This is a genomic window from Streptomyces sp. (genome assembly GCF_035645055.1).
Lineage (GTDB): Bacteria > Actinomycetota > Actinomycetes > Streptomycetales > Streptomycetaceae > Streptomyces.
In genome coordinates this window covers 11902-34331 of the sequence record NZ_DASQNH010000008.1, presented here as the reverse complement: position 1 = coordinate 34331, position 22430 = coordinate 11902, and the positions used below count along the sequence as shown (strand labels likewise).

The 22430-nt window shown below is 73.4% G+C and carries 21 protein-coding genes and 1 pseudogene; 14 read left to right on the top strand and 8 right to left on the bottom strand.

All coding sequences use genetic code 11. The annotated features are described in order from the left end of the window. Positions 1–120 precede the first annotated feature (120 nt). Positions 121–1488, top strand: a complete 1368-nt coding sequence (locus VE614_RS02665) for an aminotransferase class V-fold PLP-dependent enzyme (protein WP_324931258.1) — start codon at positions 121–123, stop codon at positions 1486–1488. On the opposite strand, the pseudogene VE614_RS02660 reads toward VE614_RS02665, so the two are convergent. The 3 genes and pseudogenes from VE614_RS02660 to VE614_RS02650 form a co-directional block, all read right to left on the bottom strand. Further along, positions 1443–2250 (bottom strand): annotated as a pseudogene (locus tag VE614_RS02660) (glycerate kinase); the annotation flags it as partial. The gene VE614_RS02665 and the pseudogene VE614_RS02660 sit on opposite strands and share 46 nt — an antisense overlap. 69 nt (positions 2251–2319) lie before the next feature. After that, positions 2320–2601, bottom strand: a complete 282-nt coding sequence (locus VE614_RS02655) for an Lrp/AsnC ligand binding domain-containing protein (RefSeq protein ID WP_324931255.1) — start codon at positions 2599–2601, stop codon at positions 2320–2322. Beyond that, positions 2598–3332, bottom strand: a complete 735-nt coding sequence (locus tag VE614_RS02650; protein WP_324931252.1) for a rhomboid family intramembrane serine protease — start codon at positions 3330–3332, stop codon at positions 2598–2600. The genes VE614_RS02655 and VE614_RS02650 overlap by 4 nt, the downstream gene beginning before the upstream one ends. Positions 3333–3488: 156 nt before the next feature. Here VE614_RS02650 and VE614_RS02645 point away from each other — a divergent pair, with 156 nt between their 5' ends. The 5 genes from VE614_RS02645 (at position 3489) to VE614_RS02625 (ending at position 8871) form a co-directional block, all read left to right on the top strand. Continuing rightward, positions 3489–3728: a hypothetical protein gene (locus VE614_RS02645; protein ID WP_324931249.1), complete on the top strand. Its 240-nt coding sequence runs from the start codon at positions 3489–3491 to the stop codon at positions 3726–3728. Between the two features lie 54 nt (positions 3729–3782). Further along, positions 3783–5126: an NYN domain-containing protein gene (locus VE614_RS02640; protein ID WP_324931246.1), complete on the top strand. Its 1344-nt coding sequence runs from the start codon at positions 3783–3785 to the stop codon at positions 5124–5126. 210 nt (positions 5127–5336) lie between these two features. Then, the gene (locus VE614_RS02635; RefSeq protein WP_324931386.1) at positions 5337–6371 is read left to right on the top strand and encodes a C40 family peptidase; all 1035 of its coding nucleotides are present in this window, start codon (positions 5337–5339) and stop codon (positions 6369–6371) included. 263 nt (positions 6372–6634) lie between these two features. After that, positions 6635–7651 (top strand): NlpC/P60 family protein, encoded by a 1017-nt coding sequence (locus VE614_RS02630; RefSeq protein WP_324931243.1) that lies wholly within the window; start codon positions 6635–6637, stop codon positions 7649–7651. 29 nt (positions 7652–7680) lie between these two features. Beyond that, a complete protein-coding gene (locus VE614_RS02625; RefSeq protein ID WP_324931239.1) occupies positions 7681–8871 on the top strand; it encodes a hypothetical protein in 1191 nt (396 codons plus the stop codon). Between the two features lie 25 nt (positions 8872–8896). Here VE614_RS02625 and VE614_RS02620 read toward each other — a convergent pair whose 3' ends face one another. Further along, positions 8897–9475, bottom strand: a complete 579-nt coding sequence (locus tag VE614_RS02620) for a PadR family transcriptional regulator (RefSeq protein WP_324931236.1) — start codon at positions 9473–9475, stop codon at positions 8897–8899. 116 nt (positions 9476–9591) lie between these two features. Here VE614_RS02620 and VE614_RS02615 point away from each other — a divergent pair, with 116 nt between their 5' ends. Further along, complete coding sequence (locus tag VE614_RS02615; RefSeq protein WP_324931233.1) at positions 9592–10902, top strand: MATE family efflux transporter; 1311 nt, start codon at positions 9592–9594, stop codon at positions 10900–10902. Here the strand turns inward: VE614_RS02615 and VE614_RS02610 are convergent. Then, positions 10863–12074 (bottom strand): glycosyltransferase 87 family protein, encoded by a 1212-nt coding sequence (locus VE614_RS02610; RefSeq protein ID WP_324931383.1) that lies wholly within the window; start codon positions 12072–12074, stop codon positions 10863–10865. The genes VE614_RS02615 and VE614_RS02610 overlap by 40 nt on opposite strands. 157 nt (positions 12075–12231) lie before the next feature. On the opposite strand from VE614_RS02610, the gene VE614_RS02605 reads away from it, so the two are divergent. Continuing rightward, positions 12232–13374, top strand: coding sequence for a glycosyltransferase family 4 protein (locus VE614_RS02605; protein WP_324931230.1), 1143 nt, complete (start codon positions 12232–12234; stop codon positions 13372–13374). A gap of 91 nt (positions 13375–13465) precedes the next feature. Here the strand turns inward: VE614_RS02605 and VE614_RS02600 are convergent, their stop codons facing one another. After that, positions 13466–15262, bottom strand: a complete 1797-nt coding sequence (locus tag VE614_RS02600) for an AMP-dependent synthetase/ligase (protein WP_324931227.1) — start codon at positions 15260–15262, stop codon at positions 13466–13468. Between the two features lie 314 nt (positions 15263–15576). Between VE614_RS02600 and VE614_RS02595 the strand changes: the two genes are divergently transcribed. The 6 genes from VE614_RS02595 to VE614_RS02570 all read left to right on the top strand — a co-directional run bounded on the left by VE614_RS02595 (position 15577) and on the right by VE614_RS02570 (position 20825). Then, the gene (locus tag VE614_RS02595; RefSeq protein ID WP_324931224.1) at positions 15577–16374 is read left to right on the top strand and encodes a metallophosphoesterase family protein; all 798 of its coding nucleotides are present in this window, start codon (positions 15577–15579) and stop codon (positions 16372–16374) included. A 141-nt stretch (positions 16375–16515) separates the two neighbouring features. Further along, positions 16516–16962: an SRPBCC family protein gene (locus tag VE614_RS02590; protein WP_324931221.1), complete on the top strand. Its 447-nt coding sequence runs from the start codon at positions 16516–16518 to the stop codon at positions 16960–16962. 160 nt (positions 16963–17122) lie between these two features. After that, on the top strand, positions 17123–18298 hold the full coding sequence (locus VE614_RS02585) for an ArsA family ATPase (RefSeq protein ID WP_324931218.1): 1176 nt from the start codon (positions 17123–17125) through the stop codon (positions 18296–18298). Between the two features lie 57 nt (positions 18299–18355). Further along, positions 18356–18886, top strand: coding sequence for a DUF5304 domain-containing protein (locus tag VE614_RS02580; protein ID WP_324931214.1), 531 nt, complete (start codon positions 18356–18358; stop codon positions 18884–18886). A 159-nt stretch (positions 18887–19045) separates the two neighbouring features. Then, entirely contained in the window at positions 19046–19999 is a 954-nt protein-coding gene (locus VE614_RS02575) for an ROK family glucokinase (protein ID WP_324931211.1), read from the top strand. A 67-nt stretch (positions 20000–20066) separates the two neighbouring features. Further along, positions 20067–20825, top strand: a complete 759-nt coding sequence (locus tag VE614_RS02570) for an endonuclease/exonuclease/phosphatase family protein (RefSeq protein WP_324931208.1) — start codon at positions 20067–20069, stop codon at positions 20823–20825. A gap of 37 nt (positions 20826–20862) precedes the next feature. Here the strand turns inward: VE614_RS02570 and VE614_RS02565 are convergent, their stop codons facing one another. Both VE614_RS02565 and VE614_RS02560 read right to left on the bottom strand, forming a co-directional pair. After that, complete coding sequence (locus VE614_RS02565) at positions 20863–21510, bottom strand: hypothetical protein (protein WP_324931205.1); 648 nt, start codon at positions 21508–21510, stop codon at positions 20863–20865. Continuing rightward, positions 21503–22288 carry an alpha/beta hydrolase gene (locus VE614_RS02560; protein ID WP_324931202.1) on the bottom strand — a complete coding sequence of 262 codons (786 nt, stop codon included), beginning with the start codon at positions 22286–22288 and terminating at the stop codon, positions 21503–21505. Before VE614_RS02560 ends, VE614_RS02565 begins: the two co-directional genes overlap by 8 nt. Positions 22289–22430 lie beyond the last annotated feature (142 nt).

Genomic DNA, 22430 nt, shown 5'->3' with positions numbered 1-22430 from the left:
ACCAGGGGTCCTGGTCGTCGAGGAGTCTTCCGTGAGCAAGCGAATGCGATAGGGCCGCAGAGCCCCGCCTCCGCACACCCTTCTTCTCTTTCTCTTCCTGCGCCTCACGGGAGTCTCGCCATGTCTGTCTCCACCGCTGCCGCCGATCAGTCCGTTTGCACCCCGCTGCCCGTTCTGGGGCGAGATGTCACCGTCCCGCTCGTCACCGGCGGCGAGGTGACCTATGCCGCGCTCGACTACGCCGCCAGCGCGCCGGCCCTCCAGCGGGTCTGGGACGACGTCGCCGCGTACGCCCCGTACTACGGCAGCGTGCACCGCGGTGCCGGATATCTCTCCCAGCTGTCCACGGACCTCTTCGAGAACGCCCGCAAGGCCGTCGCCGACTTCCTCGGCTGCCGCGAGGACGACCAGGTCGTCTTCACCCGGTCCACCACCGACTCGCTCAACCTGCTCGCCGCCGCGCTCCCCGCCGGCTGCCGGGTCTTCGTCTTCGAGACCGAGCACCACGCCTCCCTGCTGCCCTGGACGAACGCCCAGGTCACCTACCTGGACGCGCCGCGCACCCCGGACGAGGCGGTCACCACCCTGGAGCGCGCCCTCGCCGAGCGTGACCCCTACGGCCCGGCCCTGGTCTGCGTCACCGGCGCCTCCAACGTCACCGGCGAGCTGTGGCCCGTACGGGAGCTGGCCGCCGCGGCGCACGCGCACGGCGCCCGGATCGTGCTGGACGCCGCCCAGCTCGCCCCCCACCACCCGGTGTCCGTGCGCGACCTGGACGTCGACTGGGTCGCCTTCTCCGGGCACAAGCTGTACGCCCCGTTCGGCTCCGGCGTCCTCGCGGGCCGCGCCGACTGGCTGAGCGAGGCCGAGCCGTACCTCGCGGGCGGCGGCGCCAGCCGCAGGGTGACCCGGCGCCAGGACGGCGGCGTGGACGTGGAGTGGCACGAGACCGCCGCCCGGCACGAGGCCGGCTCGCCGAACGTCATCGGCGCCTACGCCATCGCCTCCGCGTGCAAGGCGCTGACGGAGGCCGGGTTCGACAGCCTGGTCGCCCGTGAGCGCCACCTGATCGAGAAGGTCCGCACGGGCCTCGCCGAAGTGCCCGAGGTGCGGGTCCTCTCCCTCTTCGGGGACGACGCCCCGCGCGTCGGGGTGATCTCCTTCGTCGTCGACGGCTGGAACAGCTCCCACTTCGCCGCCGCGCTCTCCGCCGAGTACGGCATCGGGGTGCGCGACGGCCTGTTCTGCGCCCACCCGCTGGTGCGCACCCTGCTCGGCAGCCACCCGCAGACGCAGGGCGAGTGCGGTGCCCCCGAGGCCGCGCCCGGCGAGAAGTCCCTCAACGCCATCCGGGTCAGCTTCGGCGCGGGCACCCCGGACGAGCACGTCGAGCGGTTCCTGCGCGCGGTCAAGGAGCTGGTGCGGGACGGCGCCCGCTGGAACTACCGCACCGAGGACGGGCGTTGCGTGCCGGACACCTCCGCGTGAGCCGGTAGCCGGGCGCCCCAGCAGGATCATCCGCAGGGCGCGCTCGGTGGCGTCGGCGAGCAGCTCGCCCGCCCGGACCAGGGCCTCCGCCGGGGCCATCGGCGCGGGCAGGATGCCGCTGAACGCGTCCACGCCCGGCACCTCGTGCGCCCCCTCGCCGAGCGTGCCGGCCAGGGCCAGCACCGGACGCCCGTACCGCTTGGCGCGGCGGGCCACCCCCGCCGGGACCTTGCCGCGCGGGGTCTGGTGGCCGAGGGCGCCCTCGGCGGTGACGACCAGGTCGGCGCGGGCCAGCCGGGCGTCCAGGTCGAGGTGGCCGAGGAGGACGTCGAACCGGGGCGGCAGCCGGGCGCCGAGCGCGGTGAGGCCCGCGCCCAGGCCGCCGGAGGCGCCGGTGCCGGGGCCGGTGCGCAGATCGGTGTGCGTGACCCCGAGGTCGCGGGTCAGGACGTACGCCCAGTTCTCCAGGCCGGCGGACAGATGTTCCACCTGCGCGGGTGTCGCGCCCTTCTGCGGGCCGAAGACGCGGGCCACACCGCGCTCGCCGCACAGCACGTTGAACGGGTTGCAGGCGACCAGCAGTTCGGTCCGGGCGAGGCGGGGGCCGAGGCCGGACGGCTCGATCCGGTGCAGGCGGAGCAACTCCCCGCCGCCGGGCGGGAGCTCGAAGCCGCCGGCGTCCAGCAGCCGGGCGCCGAGCGCCCGGAGGGCGCCCGCGCCGCCGTCCGAGGTGCCGGAGTCGCCGCAGCCGACGAGGATCCGCGCGGTGCGGTGAGGATGAGTGCCGGATGAAGAAGTCCTCATCCGCGTGCGCCCCGCGCGGGGCGGTCCTCAGTTGTCCAGGCCGATGGAGAACGCCGCTTCCAGGTCGTGCTGGGAGTACGTGCGGAACGCCACGTGCGTGTCGGTCGCCTCGACGCCGGGGATCTTGCTGATGCGGCCGGGGATGACCTCGGCCAGGTCCTCGTGCTCCTTGACCCGGACCATCGCGATCAGGTCGTAGGTGCCGGTCACGGAGAACACCTCGCTGACGTTCTCCAGCGCGGCGATCGACTCCGCGATCTCGGGGATCCGGTCCACGCTGGTCTTGATGAGGACGATCGCGGTGATCACGGCTGGTTCTCTCCCTCGGGTGCCGGAGCTGGGGCGGCCCTCACTCTAGTCGCAGGCCCGAACCGGGCCCACGCGAAGAGCAGGCCCAGCGCGAAGCCGACCAGGTGGGCGAGGTAGGCCACCCCCGGCCCCTGGGTGGCCCGGCCCGCCGCCAGCCACTGGAGCGCCGCCCAGAAAGGCAGCACGAGCCAGGCCGGGAAGCGCAGCGGCAGGAAGAACAGGAACGGCAGGAGGCTGGTGACCCGGGCGCGCGGGAAGAGGAAGAGGAACGCGCCGAGCACGGCCGAGATCGCCCCGGACGCCCCGACCAGTGACTGCCCGGAGTCGGAGTTGGCGCACGCGTAGCCGAGCAGGGCGAGATAGCCGCAGCCGAGGTAGAAGAGGGTGAACTGCACCCGGCCCATCCGCTCCTCGGTCATCACCCCGAAGACGTAGAAGAAGAGCATGTTGCCGAGCAGATGGACCCAGCTGCCGTGCACGAACAGGGCCGTGGCCGGGGTGAGGGCCGCCCTGGGAGACCCCTCGAACAGTTCTGCGGGGACCACACCCCAGTGCCGGAAGTAGGCCCGCTGCGCCGCGAGCAGTTCGTCACCGGTGCCGTAGGCCGGATTGAGCCCCGACGCGGGGCCGATCAGAAAGATCAGGCAGCACAGGGTCATCAGGGCGTAGGTCACCGGCGCCGACGGCCGGCGGACGGCCCGCCGGTCCGGCACCCTCCAATTGCTGATCACGAATACACAGCATGACGTAACCGGACGCAACCGCACAGATCGCCTCGCCGCCGTGGACGGACGGGCGCCCGGCGCCCGGCAGGCCGTAGGGTTACGAGCCACACGCGCGGGACGGCCGGCGTGTCACGGACACTAGAAGGAAAGCGAACAGTCACGATGACGGTTCCCCTGCCGACCGACACGACCCGATGGCGCTGCGCCCTCTGCGGCAACCTCACCCGTTTCGACGTGACGCGCTCGTCGAAGGTCGTCGAGTACGTCCACCTGGATCTGGCCGGAGAGCCGACGGTCGAGGAGCGCGAGGTGGTCAGTGAGACCATCGAGTCGGTGCGCTGCCGCTGGTGCAACGCCGTGGACCAGGTGGAACTCGTGGACAGGCCGGGCGCCGGCTCCTGACGACGGGGTGCGACCCCCGGCGCGGGGTCCCGTAGAGGCATTGGGGTGTGACGGATGGTGGAGACACAAGGCGGGGGGCCGGGCGACGGCGCCGCTGAGGTGCTCGACCGTCCGCTGCCCGAGGGCGTGCGCCGCCGGGTCGTGCAGATCGTCGCGGACGGCTTCGGCGGGCTGACCGTGGCGGAGCTGCCCGCGCAGCTGCGGCAGTACGCCCGGTTCGCCCCGAACCGCCGGGCCAAGTTCGCGGGCAACGCGATGGCCGCGGCCCTGGAGACCGATCCGCTGTTCCGGCAGCGCATCGGCGAGAAGTTCCGGGAGACCCAGCCGGAACTCGCCGGCGCCCTGGACTCCGGCTCGCCGCCGGCGGCCGCGGACCCGCTCGACGTGGCGGCGGCGGCCTACGTCCTGCGGCCCGCCGGCTGGGTGAAGCTGGTGACCGCCGCGGGCGAGGAGGCCCAGCGCGCCGACGCCGAACGCGCCGACGAGGAGAGCCGGGCCGAACTGGAGCGGCTGCGCGCCGAACTCGCCGCCGCCCGCGAGCAGACCCGCGCCGAGACCGAGCGGCTGCGCGCCGAGCTGGACGGCGCCCGCAAGGAAGCGGATTCGCTTCACCGCAAACTGCGGGCCGCGCTCAGCGACGTCAAGCGCGGCGAGGCGGCGCTGCGCAAGGCGCACGGCGAGATCGAGTCGATCCGCGCGGAGGGGCACGCCCAGCTGTCCGCCGCCGAGAGCGAGGTGCGGCGGCTCAAGGCGCGGCTCGGGGAGGCGGAGGCCGCCCTGGAGGCCACCCGCCGGGCCGCCCGCGAGGGCCGCAGCGTCGAGGACATGCGGGTCCGGCTGCTGCTCGACACCCTGCTCGACGCGACCCAGGGGCTGCGCCGCGAACTCGCGCTGCCGCCGGTGTCGGTGCGGCCGGCCGAGACCGTGGACGCGGTCGAACCGGGACGCATGACCCCGAAGGACATCGCCGCGCGGGCGCTGTCGGAGAACGATCCGGCCATCCTCGACCAGTTGCTGGCCCTCCCGCAGGCCCATCTGGTCGTCGACGGCTACAACGTCACCAAGACCGGCTATCCCCAGATGCCCCTGGAGAAGCAGCGGTTGCGGCTGCTCGGGCAGCTCTCCCAGCTCGCCGCGCAGACCGGCGCCGAGGTCACCTGTGTCTTCGACGGGGCCGAGCTGGCCGCGCCGGTGCTGCTGGCGCCGCCGCGAGGGGTGCGGGTGCTGTTCTCCAAGCCTGGCGTCACCGCCGACGAGTTGATCCGCCAGCTGGTGCGCGCGGAGCCGCCGGGCCGTCCGGTCATCGTGGCCTCCACCGATCGCGAGGTCGCCGACGGGGTGGCGCGGGCCGGTGCCCGGCCCGTGGCATCCGCGGTACTTCTCAAGCGACTGTCCTGAAAGCTCAACGTACAGCCTGAATGCCCGAATTGACGGACCCTCCGTGCAACGTAGCGTCAACCGTCATGAACGCCCTGTGAGTCATGGGCAAAGAATGCAGGGTGTGACGAGATTTTTCTCGTGAGGATTTGAACTGATCACAAGAAGCTCACTAGGGTCTGGCCTCGAACCTCCGAGCGGGTGATCACTCAGAAGAAGGAGTTCACCTCCGTGGCGTCCCACCGTCGACCCAAGCAGCCCAGTCGCGCCCGTGTGACCGTGCTGACCACAGCAGCAGCCGCTGCCGTCGCCCTCGGCTCCCAGGCCGCCAACGCGGCACCGACCGAGAAGCCGAGCAAGGACGAGGTGAAGGCGAAGGTCGACAAGCTATACGAGCAGGCCGAGCAGGCCACCGAGAAGTACAACGGGGCCAAGGAGAAGCAGGAGAAGCTCCAGAAGGAGATCTCCACCATCCAGGACAACGTCGCACGGGGCCAGGAAGAGGTCAACGAGCTGCGTGAGGGCCTCGGTTCGATGGCCAGCGCCCAGTACCGGTCCGGCGGCATCGACCCCTCGCTCCAGCTCTTCCTCTCCGCCGACCCGGACGACTACCTCGACAAGGCCTCCACGCTCGACCAGTTGAGCGGCCAGCAGGTCGAGGCGCTGAAGAAGATCCAGGAGAAGCAGCGCGAACTCGCCCAGCAGCGCGCCGAGGCCTCCGAGAAGCTGAAGGACCTCTCCTCCACCCGTACCGAACTGGGTGAGAAGAAGAAGGAGGTCCAGGGCAAGCTCGCCGAGGCGCAGAAGCTGCTGAACACCCTGACCGCGCAGGAGAAGGCGGCGCTCGCCGCCGAGGAGGAGCGCGCCAGCCGGTCCTCCGCCGACCGCGTGGACCTCGGCAACGCCGCCCCGGCCTCCGGCCGCGCGATGGCCGCCTTCCAGGCCGCCCAGAGCAAGATCGGCTCGCCGTACGTCTACGGCGCCACCGGTCCGTCCTCGTTCGACTGCTCGGGCCTGACCTCCTGGGCGTTCGCCCAGGCCGGCGTCGCCATCCCGCGCATCTCCCAGGACCAGGCCAACGCGGGCACCAGGATCTACTCCCAGTCCGACCTCAAGGTCGGTGACCTGGTCATCTTCTACGGCGACCTGCACCACGTCGGCTTCTACGCGGGCAACGGCCAGGTGCTGCACGCCCCGCGCACCGGCACCGTCGTGCGTTACGAGTCGATCAACAACATGCCGTACCAGTTCGGCGTCCGGATCTGATCCACCCCGGTTCCGCGCCCCGGCCGGGGCCGGTCCGTTCCAAGATCAGGACACGAGTGCCCCCCGAACGGGCGAATCACCGGGACGGATTCTGACCCCACGCCCCGCCGATGACCTGCGTCAGCGGCGGGGCGTCACTGTGTGTGTCCGCGGAGGTCTTTGGCCGTCACCGTGTCACGGGGTTACTGTCTGCCGCGTTTCCCTCACACCGGCATCGGTGTGGGGGCTTTTCCTGTCCGCAAGTGGAAGGAGCGCGGCTTCTCGTGGGGTCCCATCGCCGTCAGGCACCGTCGTCCGGTCTCGACCGCGGCGCGACCGTAGCGGTCTCCCTTCTGTCCGCCGCCGCGGCCGCGCTCGGCGTGGTGCCGGCCATGGCCGCGCCGCACGACGACACCCGTGCCGAGGTCGACCGCCTCTACGCGGAGGCCGAGAAGGCCACCGAGGCCTACAACAAGGCCGACGAGCGCGCCGACGCGCTGCGCGGCGAGGTCGGCCGCGCCCAGGACCGGATCGCCCGGCAGCAGGAGCGCATCAACACCATGCGGGAGACGCTGGGTTCGCTGGCCGGCGCCCAGTACCGCTCCGGCGGTCTCGACCCGTCGCTGGCCCTGCTCTTCTCCGAGGACCCGGACGACTACCTGGACAAGGCCGTCGTCCTGGACCGGATCGGCGTCCACCAGGCCGCCCGGCTGAAGGACCTCCAGAAGGCCATGCGGGAACTCGCCCAGGAGCGGTCCGAGGCCGCCGAGACGCTGGGCGAGCTGGAGAAGAGCCGCAGGGCCGTCGCCTCCCACAAGCGGTCCGTGGAGCGCAAGCTCGCCCAGGCCCGGCGGTTGCTCAACTCCCTGCCGGACGAGGACCGCGCCGCCTACGACCGGGCCTCCCGCTCCGGCCGCGAGGAGATGCCCGGCCTCACCGGTGCCGTCCCCGCCTCCGGCCGCGCCGCCGCCGCGGTCGCCGCCGCCCGCTCGGCGCTCGGCAAGCCGTACGTGTGGGGTGCCGCCGGTCCCGGCGGCTTCGACTGCTCCGGCCTGATGCAGTGGTCGTACGCGCAGGCCGGGGTCTCCCTGCCGCGCACCTCGCAGGCGCAGCGGGTGGCCGGCCGGCAGGTCCCGCTCTCCCAGGCGCAGCCCGGCGACCTGGTCACCTACCGCTCCGACGCCAGCCATGTCGGCATGTACGTGGGCAACGGCCAGGTCATCCACGCGCCGTACCCGGGCGCGCCGGTGCGCTACGACCCGGTCGGGATGATGCCGATCTCGGCGGTCACCCGGGTCTGAACCGGCCGGGGCCCCCGTACCCTCGAGAGGTGGCTGGTCGAAGGCGGGCGTCGGGGCCCTGGGCGATGACGCTGTGTCTGCTGCTCGTCGCCCTGGTGGGGTGCGGGGGACGGCCCGCGACCGACAGCGCGCGGGCCGAGGTGCAGTGGCTCCTCGACCGCCGGGCCGCCGCCGTCCTCGGCCACGACGCGACGGCCTACCGGGCGACGGGCGGCGACGCCGGGCTCGACCGGCTGCGCGCGGTGCCGCTCGCCGCCTGGTCGTACCGGCTGACGTCCTTCGACCGCACCGGCGACCGGGCCACCGCCGCCGCCGAGCTGCGCTACCGCCTCGCCGGGCACGACGCGGCCCCGGTCACCGCGGGCCGCGCCCTCGTCCTCGCCCGGGACGCGGGCGGGCGGTGGACGGTCCTCTCCGACCGGCCCGCGCCCGAGGCCGCCGAACAGCTGTGGGACCAGGGCACGGTGACCGCGGTGCGGGGCACGGACAGCCTGGTGCTCGGCGTCGGCCGGTCCCGCGCGGAGCTGCGGGTCTTCGCCGGGCTCGCGGACCGCGCGGTGCCCGCCGTCTCGGAGGCGTGGGGCGCCGGCTGGAGCGGCCGGGTCGTGGTGCTCGTCCCGAGGTCGCTGGACGGCATGGCCGCGCTGCTCGGCTCGCCCGCCTCCTCCTACCGGGGCATCGCCGCGGTCACCACGGGCGAGACCGGGGCGGACCGCGCGCCCGCCGACCGGATCATCGTCAACCCGGACGCGTACGGCGTCCTCGGCCCCGTAGGCCGGCAGGTCGTGCTCACCCACGAGGCCACCCATGTCGCCACCCGCGCCCACACCAACGCCGCCACCCCGCTGTGGCTGTCCGAGGGCTACGCCGACTGGGTCGGCTACCGCGGCACCGGGCACGCCCCGGCGCAGGCCGCGCCGGAGCTGTCCCGGGCGGTGGCCGAGGGGCGGCTGCCGGCCGGCCTGCCCGGCGACCGCGACTTCGAGTTCACCGGGGACGCGGCGGCCCTCGCGCAGGCGTACGAGGGCGGCTGGCTGGCCTGCCGGCTGATCGCGGAGCGCTGGGGCGAGGCGCGGCTCGGCGCGTTCTACCGGGCCGTCGGCGCGCACGGGAAGCGGGAGGGCGCGGGCGAGCGGGCGACGGCCGAGGTGCTGGGGACCACTGCGGAGGAGTTCACCGGGCTGTGGCGGGAGTACCTGCGGGATCAGTTCGGCGGCTGAGCCGGGCCGCCTTCGGGCGCGGCGGCTACGACGTGGCGGTCTCGGGCGTTGCGGTTCCAGGTGCGGCGGTTCGGGGTGCGGCGGGTTCGAGTACGGCGATGGCCTCGCGCAGCCAGGCCCGCTCCGCCTCGCCGGTCGCCCGGGCCACCCGCAGCATGCCCTGCCGGAACAGGTCGCCCGCCTCCTCGGCCCGCACCGGTTCGCCGTCGCGGTAGAAGAAGCTCGCCGGGGTCTCCAGGAAGTCCAGCCGCCGGCGCAGTACCGCCGCCTGCTCGGCGGGGTCCGGCAGGTGGCGCAGGAAGGCCAGCAGGGTGTTGAAACGGACCTGGTCGGTGATCTCGGTCTGCGTGGGGTGGCGCAGCCGTGCGTACAGGTCGGCGCGGCCCCGCTCGGTGAGGGAGAGGATCCGGCGCGGGGCGGCGCTCGCGCCGGGCTCGGTGTGCCGGCCGAGCTTTCCGGCGGTGACGAGGCGGGTGATCGCCGGGTACAGGGCGCCGTCGCTGACCGGGCGGACGTGGCCGCTGAGGGCCTTGATGCGTTCCTTCAGCTCGTAGCCGTGCAGGGGTTCCTCGGCGAGGAAGCCGAGGATCGACAGTTCCAGCATCTTCCCTCCCGTTCCTTTCCGGCCCTCCTTGCGGGTGACCCGACGCCATGCTACCTCTAAACGAGCTACCTCGGATCGAGGCAGCTCGAATCGAGGTAGCTCGCAAGGGGGCAACCGTGAACACCCACCGCAGACAGCTCGTCTCGCTCGCCGTACCCGTCTACGCCCAGTTCCTGACGTCCGTCGCCGCCGGGATCATCAACACCGTCTGGGTCGCCCGGCTCGGCGGGCCGGCTGTGGCCGCCGTGGCCATGGCGACCACGGTCGAGAACGTGCTGCTCGGCGTCGCGCTCGTCTTCGGCTCCGGCACGACGGTGCTGGTCGCGCACGCCCGCGGCGCGCGGGACCCCGCCGCCGTGCGGTCGGCCGTGCGGGGCGGCTGGGCGCTGTGCGCGCTGGTGACACCCGTGGTGGCGGTCGGCGGGTTCCTGCTGCGCGAACCGCTGGCCCGGCTGACGCTGGGCGGTGGCGCGGCGGTGCCCCCGGCCGTCGCCTATCTCGCCATTTCCCTGCCCGGCATGGCCGTCTTCTTCGCGCAGCAGCTCGTGGACGGGCTGCTGAAGGGCGCGGGCGACACCAGGACACCGATGCGGCTCGCCCTCCTCGCCAACGGGCTGATCCTCGTCTGCGACCCCTGGCTCATCCACCGCTACGGCGTCCAGGGCGCCGCCGCCTCCACCGTGCTGTGCCGCTGCCTCGCCCTCGGGCTGGGGCTGGTCGCCTTACGGCGCAACACACTGCTCCGGGCCGGGGTGCGGTCGGCCGAGCCGGTCGGCGCGGCCGTACGGCGCACCCTGCGGACCGGGCTGCCGATGTCGGCCGACTTCACCGTGCGGCAGGCGGGCTCACTGGCGCTGGTGGCGATCGTGGCGCGGCTCGGGGTGACGGCGGTGGCGGCGTACTCGATCGCGTTCAAGGTCATGTTCGTCGCCACGATGGCGTTCTACGCGGTGCGGCAGGCCGCCGCGATCCACACCGCGCACACCCGGGGAGCGGGCCGGGAGGCGGGGCGCGCGATCGGGCGGGAGGCCGTGCTGGTCTCGGGGACCGCGGGACTCGCGGCGGCGGCGCTGCTGGCGGCCACCGCTCCGTGGATCATGGCCGCCTTCGGGGCCGGGCCCGAGGTGGCCGCGGCCGGTGTGCTGTTCCTGCGCTGCGCCGGGCCGTATCTGCTGCTCATGGCCTGCTTCATCGCGCTCGGCGGGGTCTTCGAGGGCGGCGGGGGAGCGGCGCTGCTGCTGCGGGTGACGGTGCTCGGTACGGCGGTGCAGCTGCCGCTGGCCCACCTGTCGTCCGGGCTCGGCCTGCCCGGCGTGGCGATGGCGCTGGCGCTCGCGATGGCGGTGCAGTGCGCGGCTCTGGCGGTCCTGACGCGGCGCGGACGGCGTCAGGAGGAGGGCGTGGGCTCCTTGGCCCGGGTGGCCTGAGGGGGCAGCGAGGCGGGCTCGGCGGCGCGGGACACGGTGGCCCGCCACAACACCCGGGCCGCGACGACGGTGGCGGCGACCAGGAGGCCGTTGCGGACGACGAGGAGGGTGATGCCGAGGCCGTCGCTCGCCACGACGTGCGAGAACCAGACCGGGAACTCCAGCACCGTCACGAACGACGCCACCAGCACCAGGCCGGCCGCCGGCCCCATCCGGCTCGCCCGGAAGCACAGGCAGACCGCCGCGAGCCCGACCAGCCACACCAGATACTGCGGGCTGATCACCCGGCTGGTGGTGGTGAACAGCAGCACCGCCACGAACGCCGCGTCCGCGAGGGTGTGCGGCTCGAACCGCGCCGCTCGCAGCCGCCACAGCAGCAGCCAGCCGAACGCCGCGCCGGTCAGCGCGAGCGCGGCCGTGCTGACCACCTCCACGTACGGGCCCAGGAACTCCACCGAGCCGTAGTTCAGCAGCACCTGCCCGTCCCAGCCGAAGTGCCGCGCCACATGGAAGACCAGCGCGCCCAGCGACTCCACCTCGGTGCCCCGGTCCCGCTGGAAGGTCAGGAAGGCGAAGGCGCCGGGCATGGCCAGCGCGAACACCGCCGCGACGCCCGCGGCGGTGACCACCGCCGAGACCCAGGCGCGCCGCTCGCGGGCGGCCACCAGCAGCAGCACCGGCCACACCTTCAGCAGCGCCCCGAACGCGGTCAGCGCGCCCATCAGCCGGGGCCGCCGGGCGCCCGCGAGCAGCGCGGCCACCGCGACGGCGGTCACCATCACGTCGTAGCGGGCGTAGACGGTCGGCCCGAGCAGCGGCACCCCGGCGACCCACACCCAGGCCCCGCGCGGGGTCCGGTCCGGGCGCCCGGCGGCGTACAGCAGGAGGGCGAGCGCGACCAGGTCGGCGAGGAAGGCCAGGACGAAGAAGGCGTGCGCGTAGTCGAGGAAGAACAGCAGGGCGGGGGAGAGCACCGCGAGCGCGGCGGCCGGCGGGTACTGCCAGGTGACGTCGTCCAGCGGAAACGTTCCGGTACGCAGGACCTCGTACCAGCCCTGGTAGATCACCGAGATGTCGCTGGTGACGTCGGGGCCGGGGAAGACGTACACCTTGAAGACGAAGAGCAGCAGGAACAGCCGGGTCAGACCCCACACCGTCAGCAGCCACGGCATCTGCCGCCGGCCGTCCGTCCTGTCCACCTGGAGCCCCTGCTTCCGTCCGATGCCCGTCCCGGGTGCTGTCGGGGCCATGATCCCTCGGCCGCCTGTGCGAAGGCCAAAAGCGCGGCCGTACCGGCCTGTGAGTCTACGTTGGGTAGGGTCGGCGACGATGCGCAAGACCCTCATCGTGACGAACGACTTCCCGCCCCGCCCCGGCGGCATCCAGGCGTTCCTGCACAACATGGCCCTCCGCCTCGACCCCGACCGGCTCGTCGTCTACGCCTCCACCTGGAAGCGCGGCCACGAGGGCCGCGAGGCGACGGCCGCGTTCGACGCCGAGCAGCCCTTCACCGTCGTACGGGACAGCACCACCATGCTGCTGCCGACGCCCGCCGCCACCCGGCGGGCCGTCGGGCTGTTGCGCGAGCACGGCTGCACGTCGGTGTGGTTCGGGGCCGCCGCGCCGCTCGGGCTGATGGCGCCCGCGCTGCGCCGGGCCGGCGCCGAACGCCTGGTGGCCACCACCCACGGGCACGAGGCCGGCTGGGCCCAGCTGCCCGCCGCCCGGCAGCTGCTGCGCCGGATCGGCGAGGGCACCGACACCCTGACCTACCTGGGCGAGTACACCCGCTCGCGGATCGCCTCGGCGCTCACCCCGCAGGCCGCCGCGCGCATGGCGCAGCTGCCGCCCGGGGTCGACGAGAAGACCTTCCATCCGGAGTCCGGCGGCGCCGAGGTGCGGGCCCGGCTGGGACTCACCGACCGGCCCGTCGTGGTCTGCGTCTCCCGGCTGGTGCGGCGCAAGGGCCAGGACACCCTCATCCAGGCCATGCCGCGCATCCTCGCGAAGGAGCCGGACGCGGTGCTGCTGATCGTCGGCGGCGGGCCCTACGAGAAGGACCTGCGCCGCCTCGCCCACGAGACCGGCGTCGCCGGCTCCGTGCGCTTCACCGGCGCCGTGCCCTGGTCCGAGCTGCCCGCGCACTACGGCGCCGGGGACGTCTTCGCCATGCCCTGCCGCACCCGGCGCGGCGGGCTCGACGTCGAGGGCCTGGGCATCGTCTACCTGGAGGCCTCCGCGACCGGGCTGCCCGTCGTCGCCGGGGACTCCGGTGGCGCGCCCGACGCGGTGCTCGACGGCGAGACCGGCTGGGTGGTGCGCGGCGGCGCCCCCGAGGAGGCCGCCGACCGCATCACCACCCTCCTCGCCGACGCCGAGCTGCGCCGCAGGATGGGGGAGCGGGGCCGCCGGTGGGTCGAGGAGAAGTGGCGCTGGGACCTCTTGGCGGAGAACTTGAAGACCCTGCTGTAGGCGGCTCCGTCAGGGGCGCGGGGACCGCGCGGGAAACGACGATGTGCCCCGCACCCGCCGACGGCGGATACGAGGCACCTCCAGGGGCGATCTACTTCGCGTAGATCGCCTCGATCTCGTCCGCGAAGTCCTTCGCCACCACGTTCCGCTTCAGCTTCAGCGACGGCGTCAGATGGCCCGAGTCCTCGGTGAACTGGGAGGGCAGAATGCGGAACTTCCGCACCGATTCCGCCTTCGACACCGCGGCGTTGCCGTCGTCGACCGCGGCCTGGACCGCGGCCAGCAGGTCCGCGTCCTCGCGCAGCGACGCCGCGGTGGAGCCGGCCGGCTTGCCGTGCTCGGCCGCCCAGCGGCCCAGGAACTCCTCGTCGATGGTGACCAGCGCGCCCACGAACGGCCGCCCGTCGCCCACCACCATGCACTCCGCGACCAGCGCGTGCGCCCGGATCCGGTCCTCGATCACGGCCGGGGCGACGTTCTTGCCGCCCGCCGTGACGATGATCTCCTTCTTCCGGCCGGTGATCCGCAGATAGCCGTCCTCGTCGAGGGTGCCGAGGTCGCCGGTGTGGAACCAGCCGTCCTCCAGCGCCTCCTCGGTGGCGCCCGGGTTGTTCCAGTACTCCTTGAACAGGTGCTCGCCGTGCAGCAGCACCTCGCCGTCGTCCGCGATCCGCACCACCGAGCCCGGCAGCGGCTGGCCGACCGTGCCGATCTTCTGGCGGTCCCACGGGTTGAACGCGGTGGCCGCGCAGGACTCGGTCAGGCCGTAGCCCTCCAGCACCGTGAAGCCGATCCCGCGGAAGAAGTGGCCCAGGCGCTCGCCCAGCGGGGCGCCGCCGGAGATGGCGTACTCGCCGCGCCCGCCGAGCACCGCGCGCAGCTTGCCGTAGACCAGCTTGTCGAAGACCTTGTGCTTGATCTTCAGGCCGAAGGACGGGCCGGACGGGGTGTCCAGCGCCTTGCTGTAGGCGATCGCCGTGTCGGCCGCCTTGTCGAAGATTTTGCCCTTGCCGTCGGCCTGCGCCTTGGCGCGCGCCGCGTTGTAGACCTTCTCGAAGACCCGCGGCACACCCAGGATCAGCGTCGGGCGGAACGCGGCCAGCTCGTCCGTGAGGTTCTTGATGTCCGGGACGCAGCCCAGCTTGATCGGCGCCATCATCGGCGCGACCTGCACCAGACGGCCGAAGACGTGCGCGAGCGGCAGGAAGAGCAGGACCGAGCACTCGCCGGTGCGGAAGAGCGGCCGCAGCCGCTCCACGACGTTGCCGCACTCGGCGAAGAAGCTGCGGTGGGTGAGCACACAGCCCTTGGGGCGGCCGGTGGTGCCGGAGGTGTAGACGATGGTCGCCGGGTCGTCGGCCTTCGCCAGCGAGCCGCGCTCCTTGACCGTCTCGTCGCCGACGTCCTGCCCGAGCCGCTCCAGCTCCGCCACGCCTCCGTCCTCGATCTGCCAGACGTGCTTGAGCGCGGGCAGCGACTCGCGCACCGACTCCACGGCGGCGGCGTGGCTGTCCAGCTCGACGACGCAGGCGGTGGCGCCCGAGTCGCTGAGGATCCACTGCACCTGCTCGGGCGAGCTGGTCTCGTACACCGGCACGGTGACCGCGCCCGCGCTCCAGATCGCGAAGTCCAGCAGCGTCCACTCGTAGCGGGTGCGGGACATCAGGCCCACCCGGTCGCCGGGCTGCACACCCGCCGCGATGAGGCCCTTGGCGGCGGCGTGCACCTCGGCCAGGAAGTCCGCCGCGGTCACGTCCTGCCAAGCACCGTTCACCTTGCGGGCGATGACGGCGACCTCGGGGTGCTGCGCGGCGTTTCTGCGGACGATGTCGGTCAGATTGCCGTCCGAGGGGACCTCGTACAAAGCCGGAAGGCTGAACTCGCGCAAGACTGCTGCTCCTCATAGGGCGCCGGCGCCACGACGTTGTGCGATGCGACGGTGCGGTCCAAGGCTCGGGCAGGTGCTCAGGCGTTCGCCAGGGGAGGGGACCCCACTGGTTGAAATCCTGAGCACGACTGGACTGCCCGGACGTTACCCGCCGGTATGGCGTCTACGACAGGGGGTCCCGGCGAGATGTTCGCTGCGTCACACGGATTGCTGCTGCTTCGCGCACAGTAGTCCACGCCTTTCCCGACTGGCGAGTAATCGCAGGTCCGGCCGCTACTGTTCACGTTTGGCGCACGCGCCTACGCTTGATCGCCATGTCACCCACACCGGTCGGAAACCGCAGGACACGCATTCATGTGGTCAGCGATGTGCACGGCAACGCGCGGGACCTCGCCCGGGCCGGCGAGGGCGCGGACGCTCTGGTCTGCCTCGGTGACCTGATCCTCTTCCTCGACTACGCCGACCCCTCGCGCGGCATCTTCCCCGACCTCTTCGGCGAGGAGAACGCCCGCCGGCTCATCGGTCTGCGCACCGCCCGCCGCTTCGACGAGGCCCGCGAGCTGGGCTCCCGGCTGTGGTCCGGGATCGACGGGGACCGGGCCAAGGTCGTCGAAGCGGCCGTGCGGGCGCAGTACACCGAGCTGTTCGCCGCCTTCCCCGCCCCGACCTACGCCACCTACGGCAACGTCGACATGCCGGCCCTGTGGAAGGAGTACGCCGCACCCGGGGTCACCGTCCTCGACGGGGAACGCGTCGAGATCGGCGGCCGGGTCTTCGGCTTCGTCGGCGGCGGCCTGCGCACCGAGATGCGCACCCCGTTCGAGATCAGCGACGAGGAGTACGCGGCGAAGATCGAGGCGATCGGCGAGGTGGACGTGGTGTGCACCCACATCCCGCCGGAGGTGCCCGACCTCGTCTACGACACCGTCGCCCGCCGTTTCGAACGCGGCAGCACCGCCCTGCTGGAGGCGATCCGGCGTACCAGGCCGCGCTACGCCCTCTTCGGCCACGTCCACCAGCCGCTGGTCCCGCGGATGCGGATCGGGCCCACCGAGTGCGTGAACGTGGGGCACTTCGCGGCCACCGGACGGCCCTGGGTGCTGGAGTGGTGAGAGGCGGTTGCGCGGGCCCGGTTCCGCGCGGGTGGGGCCGGGACGGATGACGTCGGGCCGGGCGCCGCGCGGTAGCCTTCACGCGGCACACACGTGCGCACACTTCCTCACTACCGGCCCGCATCTGGAGGAGCCACCGCGATGGCGGAACACACCAGCTCGAGCACCACGATCGAGGCGGCACCGGCCGACGTCATGGCGGTCATCGCCGACTTCGCCCGCTATCCGGACTGGACCGGTGAGGTGAAGGAGGCGGAGGTCCTCAAGACCGACGAACAGGGCCGCGCCGAACAGGTCCGGCTGGTCATGGACGCGGGCGCGATCAAGGACGACCAGACCCTCGCCTACACCTGGACCGGCCGGCACGAGGTCTCCTGGACCCTGGTGAAGTCCCAGATGCTGCGCTCCCTCGACGGCTCCTACCTGCTGAGGCCCGCGGGCGACGGGACCACGACCGAGGTGACCTACCAGCTCACCGTCGACGTCAAGATCCCCATGCTCGGAATGATCAAGCGCAAGGCCGAGAAGGTCATCATCGACCGGGCCCTGGCGGGGCTGAAGAAGAGGGTGGAGTCGGGGGCGAAGTAGCCGCCGCCGTGGCGTGCGGTGCCGCCGGGCGGGGCGGCGACCGGGCCGGGCCCTCCGCCGACCTGCCGTCCGCGGGCGGTGCGTGGCCGGTCGCGCGGTTCCCCGCCCCCCTTCGGGCGCGAGCCGGACCGAGTGCGACCCCCGGGTAGCGTGAGCCCCCATGCGCACCCTCCTGATCACCGGCCAGAGCGGCGCCGGCCGCACCACCCTCGCCGCCGCCACCGCGCTCACCGCCGCCCGTGAGGGCACCCGCACCCTCGTCCTCGGCACCGACCGCACCGACACCCTCGGCGCGGCCCTCGGCACCCCCACGGGCCCCGGCCCGGTGCGCATCACCCCCACCCTCACCGCCTGGCGCCCCGACACGGCCGCCGCCTTCCGGGACGACTTCGCCGCCTTCCAGGACCGCGCCTCCGCCGCCCTCGACCTCCTCGGCGCCGCCCGCCTGGACGCCGAGGAAGTCACCCCCCTCCCCGGCGCCGAGGAACTCTCCGTCCTGCGCGCCCTGCGCGACGCCACCCTCTCCGAGGCCCACGACCTGGTCGTCGTCGACCTCCCGCCCACCCCGCGGGCCCTCGCCCTCCTCGCGCTGCCCGAGGAACTGCGCCGCTACCTCCGCCGCCTCCTGCCGCCCGGGCGTCAGGCGGCCCGCGCCCTGCGCCCCGTCCTCGGCCGGCTGGCCGGGGTGCCGATGCCCGCGGAGTGGCTGTACGAGACCGCGGCCCGCTGGGACGTGGAACTCGCCGCCGTCGAGGCCGTGCTCGCCGACCGCGCCACCCGGGTCCGCCTGGTCGCCGCCCCCACGCCGGCCGGCGCCGACGACGTGCACCACGCCACCCTCGGCCTCGCCCTGCGCGGCCACCGCCCGGAGGCGCTGCTGGCGAGCCGGGCGTTCCCGGAGCCCGGCGGGGAGGCCGACGGCTGGCTGGCCGGGCCGCTCGCCCAGCAGCGCAAGGTCCTGGCGGAGTGGCAGGGGGCGTACGACGTCCATGCCGTGCCGCACCTCGGCCGTGACCCCCGCGGTGAGGACGATCTCGCCGCCCTCCCGGTACCGGCCGTCGGGCCCGGCACCACCACGGTCGAGTGGCCCGTCGTCGACCGGCTCGCCGAGGACGGCGTGCTCGTCTGGCGCATCCCGCTGCCCGGCGCCGTCCGCGACGACCTCGATCTGATCCGCCGCGGCGACGAACTCGTCCTCACCGCCGGACCGTTCCGGCGAATCGTTCCGCTGCCGTCCGCGCTGCGCCGCTGCACCGTCGAGGGGGCGGGCCTGCGCGAGGGCGAGCTGTGCGTCCGGTTCGCCCCGGATCCACGGCTGTGGCCGCGGAGCCGGTGAAGCCGCTACGCCCGTTCGGGTAACGTCGGAGGGACGAAACGTAGTCAGGAGGCCGCCATGAGCGAAGAGCGCCCCACCCACGACGCGGCTCACGAGCAGGCGGCCGGCGACCTCCGTCCGCCGGGCGACCCCGACGCCTGGGCGACCGCCTGCGCCGAGGACCTGGAGGCGGAGAAGGCCCGCCGCCGGACCCGGCAGCAGCAGCCGCCGCCCGGCTCCGCCGCCGAGGAACTGCGCAAGTTCGTCGACACCGCCCTCGACAAGCTGGCCGGACTCCAGTCCCCGCTGCTCGGCGCGGTCGCCGGACCCGCCGCCCAGCAGGTGGTGCAGCAGGTCGTCCAGCAGGCCAAGGCGGCCGTCGAACCGGTCATCGAACGCAACCCGGACGTCTTCGACCACCTGGCCGCCGCCGGCCAGGAACTCCTGGCCGCCTACCGTTCCGCCGTGCAGGCCCAGGAGAACCGCTGGACCGGTGGGACGGCGGGGACCAGCGGGACGGACGAGCCGTACGATCCGGACGACCCCTCCGACCCCCGCCGCGACCCCGGCGAGGGCACGGGACCGGGCCAGCGCATCGACCTGGACTGACCCTGCCGCCGAGGCCGGCCCCCCACGCTCGGCCCCGCTCGCGCGGGGGCACCCCGTCGCCGCCGCCGGGCCCGTCCCCCGGGCGGACGACGGGAACCCGACGGCAGGCCCCTCGGGTACGGTTGGCCGTAGCGGGGCTCGACCGAAACTGAGGGATTCATGGGACTCACCATCGGCGTCGACATCGGCGGCACGAAGATCGCGGCCGGCGTGGTCGACGAGGAAGGCAACATCCTCTCGACCCACAAGGTGCCGACCCCGGGTACGCCCGAGGGCATCGTGGAGGCGATCGCCTCGGCGGTGGAGGGGGCGCGCGCCGGCCACGACATCGTCGGCGTGGGCATCGGCGCCGCCGGCTACGTCAACCGTCAGCGCTCCGAGGTGTACTTCGCGCCCAACATCGACTGGCGCAACGAGCCGCTGAAGGAGAAGGTCGAGGCCCGCGTGGGCCTCCCGGTCGTCGTGGAGAACGACGCCAACGCGGCCGCCTGGGGCGAGTACAAGTTCGGCGCCGGCAAGGGCCACCGCAACGTCATCTGCATCACGCTCGGCACCGGCCTCGGCGGCGGCATCATCATCGGCAACAAGCTCCGCCGCGGCCACTTCGGCGTGGCCGCCGAGTTCGGCCACATCCGGATGGTCCCGGACGGCCTGCTGTGCGGCTGCGGCTCGCAGGGCTGCTGGGAGCAGTACGCCTCCGGCCGCGCCCTCGTCCGGTACGCCAAGCAGCGCGCCAACGCCACCCCCGAGCGCGCCGAGGTGCTGCTCGGCCTCGGCGACGGCACCCCCGACGGCATCGAGGGCAAGCACATCTCCATGGCCGCCCGCCAGGGCGACCCGGTCGCGGTGGACTCGTACCGCGAGCTGGCCCGCTGGGCCGGCGCGGGCCTCGCCGACCTCGCCTCGCTGTTCGACCCGTCCGCGTTCATCGTCGGCGGCGGCCTGTCGGACGAGGGCGAGCTGGTCCTCGACCCGATCCGCAAGTCGTACAAGCGCTGGCTGGTGGGCGGCAACTGGCGCCCGGTCGCCGATGTGATCGCCGCGCAGCTGGGCAACAAGGCCGGCCTCGTCGGCGCCGCCGACCTGGCCCGGGAGCCCGACCCGATCATGTGACACCCGCACGTGTACGGTGCCCGTCGTTCCCCTGGTGAGCGGCGGGCACGGGCGTATCTTGACCCGCATGGAGACGACGCCGCCCCAGCTGCCCAACTCCACGACCGAACCCGACGGATCCGCCGTCGTCCGCGTGCTCAGTTACAACGTCAGGTCGCTGCGGGACGACACCGGCGCCCTCGCCCGGGTGATCTCCGCCTGCGCCCCGGACCTCGTGCTGGTGCAGGAGGCGCCCCGGTTCTTCCGCTGGCGCAAGAAGCTGGCCCGGCTCGCCCGCGCCGCCGGCCTGGTGACTCTCTCCGGCGGCGGTACGGCCGCCGGGCCCGCCCTGCTCTGCTCCCTGCGGGCCACGGCCGAGCGCACCGAGGACGTGCTGCTGCCGCTCACCCCCGGACTGCACCGGCGCGGCCTCGCGACCGCCGTGGTGCGCTTCGGGGGCGCCCGGCTGGGCGTGGTGAGCTGCCATCTCAGCCTGCAGAAGGACGAGCGGTACGAGCAGGGCGGCATGCTCCTCGACCGGCTCGCGGAGATGGGCGTGGAGCACGCCGTCGTGGGCGGGGACGTCAACGAGCGCCCCGACGGCCGTACCTTCCGCCGGCTCGGCACCAAACTCCAGGACTGCTGGGCCACCACGCCCTGGGGCGGCGAGTTCACCTCCACCCCCGCCGACCCCCACCAGCGCATCGACGCCGTCTTCGCGACCAAGGGCATCGAGGTGCTGGGCTGCGGGGTGCCCCTCGGTCACCCGGGGGTCTTCGAGGACGATCTGAGGGCGGCCACGGACCACCTTCCGGTCCTGGCCGCCCTCAGGGTGCCGGCGGACTAGGGGGTGTTTCCCGGCCCTGCGTATCGGAGCCGGTCTGTCAGACGACGGCCCCGCGGCCCGGGTCGTCGTCCTCCTCGTCGTCCGTGCGCATCCGCATCACCAGCGTGGCGAAGCCGCCCAGGAAGCCGCCGATGCCGAGGGTGGTGAGCCACCACGTCATGTCCCAGCCCAGCAGGACCGCCAGCAGGAGCAGCACCGGGCCGCCGATCACCGCGAGCCAGGCGAACTTCGCGGTCGCGTCGGCGGCGGGCAGCGGGGGCGGCTCCGGCGGGACGAAGTGGCCCTCGTCATCGTCGTCGAAGTCCTCCTCGGCCGGCTCGGGCACCGTGTAGTCACGGGGGCCGACGCCGGGGGCGAAGGAGACGGAGCTGCCCAGCGGCTTCGGCGCCTCCTTCTTGGGCGCCTCCTTCTTCGGCGACTCGTTCCGCGGCGCCTCGCCCCCCTCGCCGTCGTTCGTCTCGGTCTCCAGCAGAGCCAGGTCCTCCACCGACTTGAACGGCTTGGCGCCCGGCGGGTCCGGCGGCTCGTCGCCGTACCCGGCGACGATCGCGGCCCACGCGGCCTCCTCGTCGAACGGCACCGACTGCTCCCCGGGCTCGCCGCCCGGGCGGCCCGCACCGCCCTGCAGTGCCTCCGCGCGCTCGCGTTCCTCGCGGTCCTCGCGCTCCGAGTCGTGCTCAGCCACCTGCGGCCGTCCCTTCCTTGCCGGCACCTACACTGGGTGCGAGCCGGCCGATGAACGCCAGGCTTTCCTCGAAGATCCGGTCCGCGTCATGGTCCAACGTCGCCACGTGGTAGCTCTGTTCCAGCAGCAGCTCGGTCACGTCGGCGGAGGAGACCCGGCTGAGCACGCGGGCCGAGTCGGCGGGCGGCACCACATGGTCCTGCGGGCTGTGCAGCACCAGGAGCGGCTGGGTGACCTGGGGCAGCTCGCGGTCGACGACCCGGAAGAAGGCGCGCAGCGAGTGGGCGGCGTGCAGCGGCACCCGGTCGTAGCCGATCTCCACGCTGCCCGGCTTGGCGATGTCGCTGGCGATGCCCCGGGTCGTGCGGACCAGGTGGCGGGCGACCGGCAGGGCGTACGCGGACAGGCCGTGCACCTTGTTCGCCGGGTTGACGACGACCACGCCGCTGATCGCGTCGCCGTGCCGGGCCGCGAGCCGCAGGGCGAGGGCGCCGCCCATGGACAGACCGGCCACGAACACCCGCGTACAGCGCGCGCGCAGGGCGCGCAGCTCGCGGTCCACCTCCGCGTACCAGTCCTGCCAGCCGGTGAGCTGCATGTCCTCCCAGCGGGTGCCGTGCCCGGGCAGCAGCGGCAAGGAGACGGTCAGGCCGTGCGCGGCGAGATACTCCGCCCAGGGGCGCAGCGACTGCGGGGAACCGGTGAAACCGTGGCAGAGCAGGACGCCGACCTCTCCGCCCTCGTGGCGGTACGGCTCGGCTCCGGGGAGGACCGGCACCTTCGGTCTCCTGTTCATCTCAGGGGGCGTCGGAACGGGCGTGCAGCAGAGTGCGGGTGTGGCTTCACCGTACGCGACCGCACTGACACCGACCAGGGCCGTCGGGTACTCGGGGCGTACCCTGCCCGGCCCCCGGGTTAAG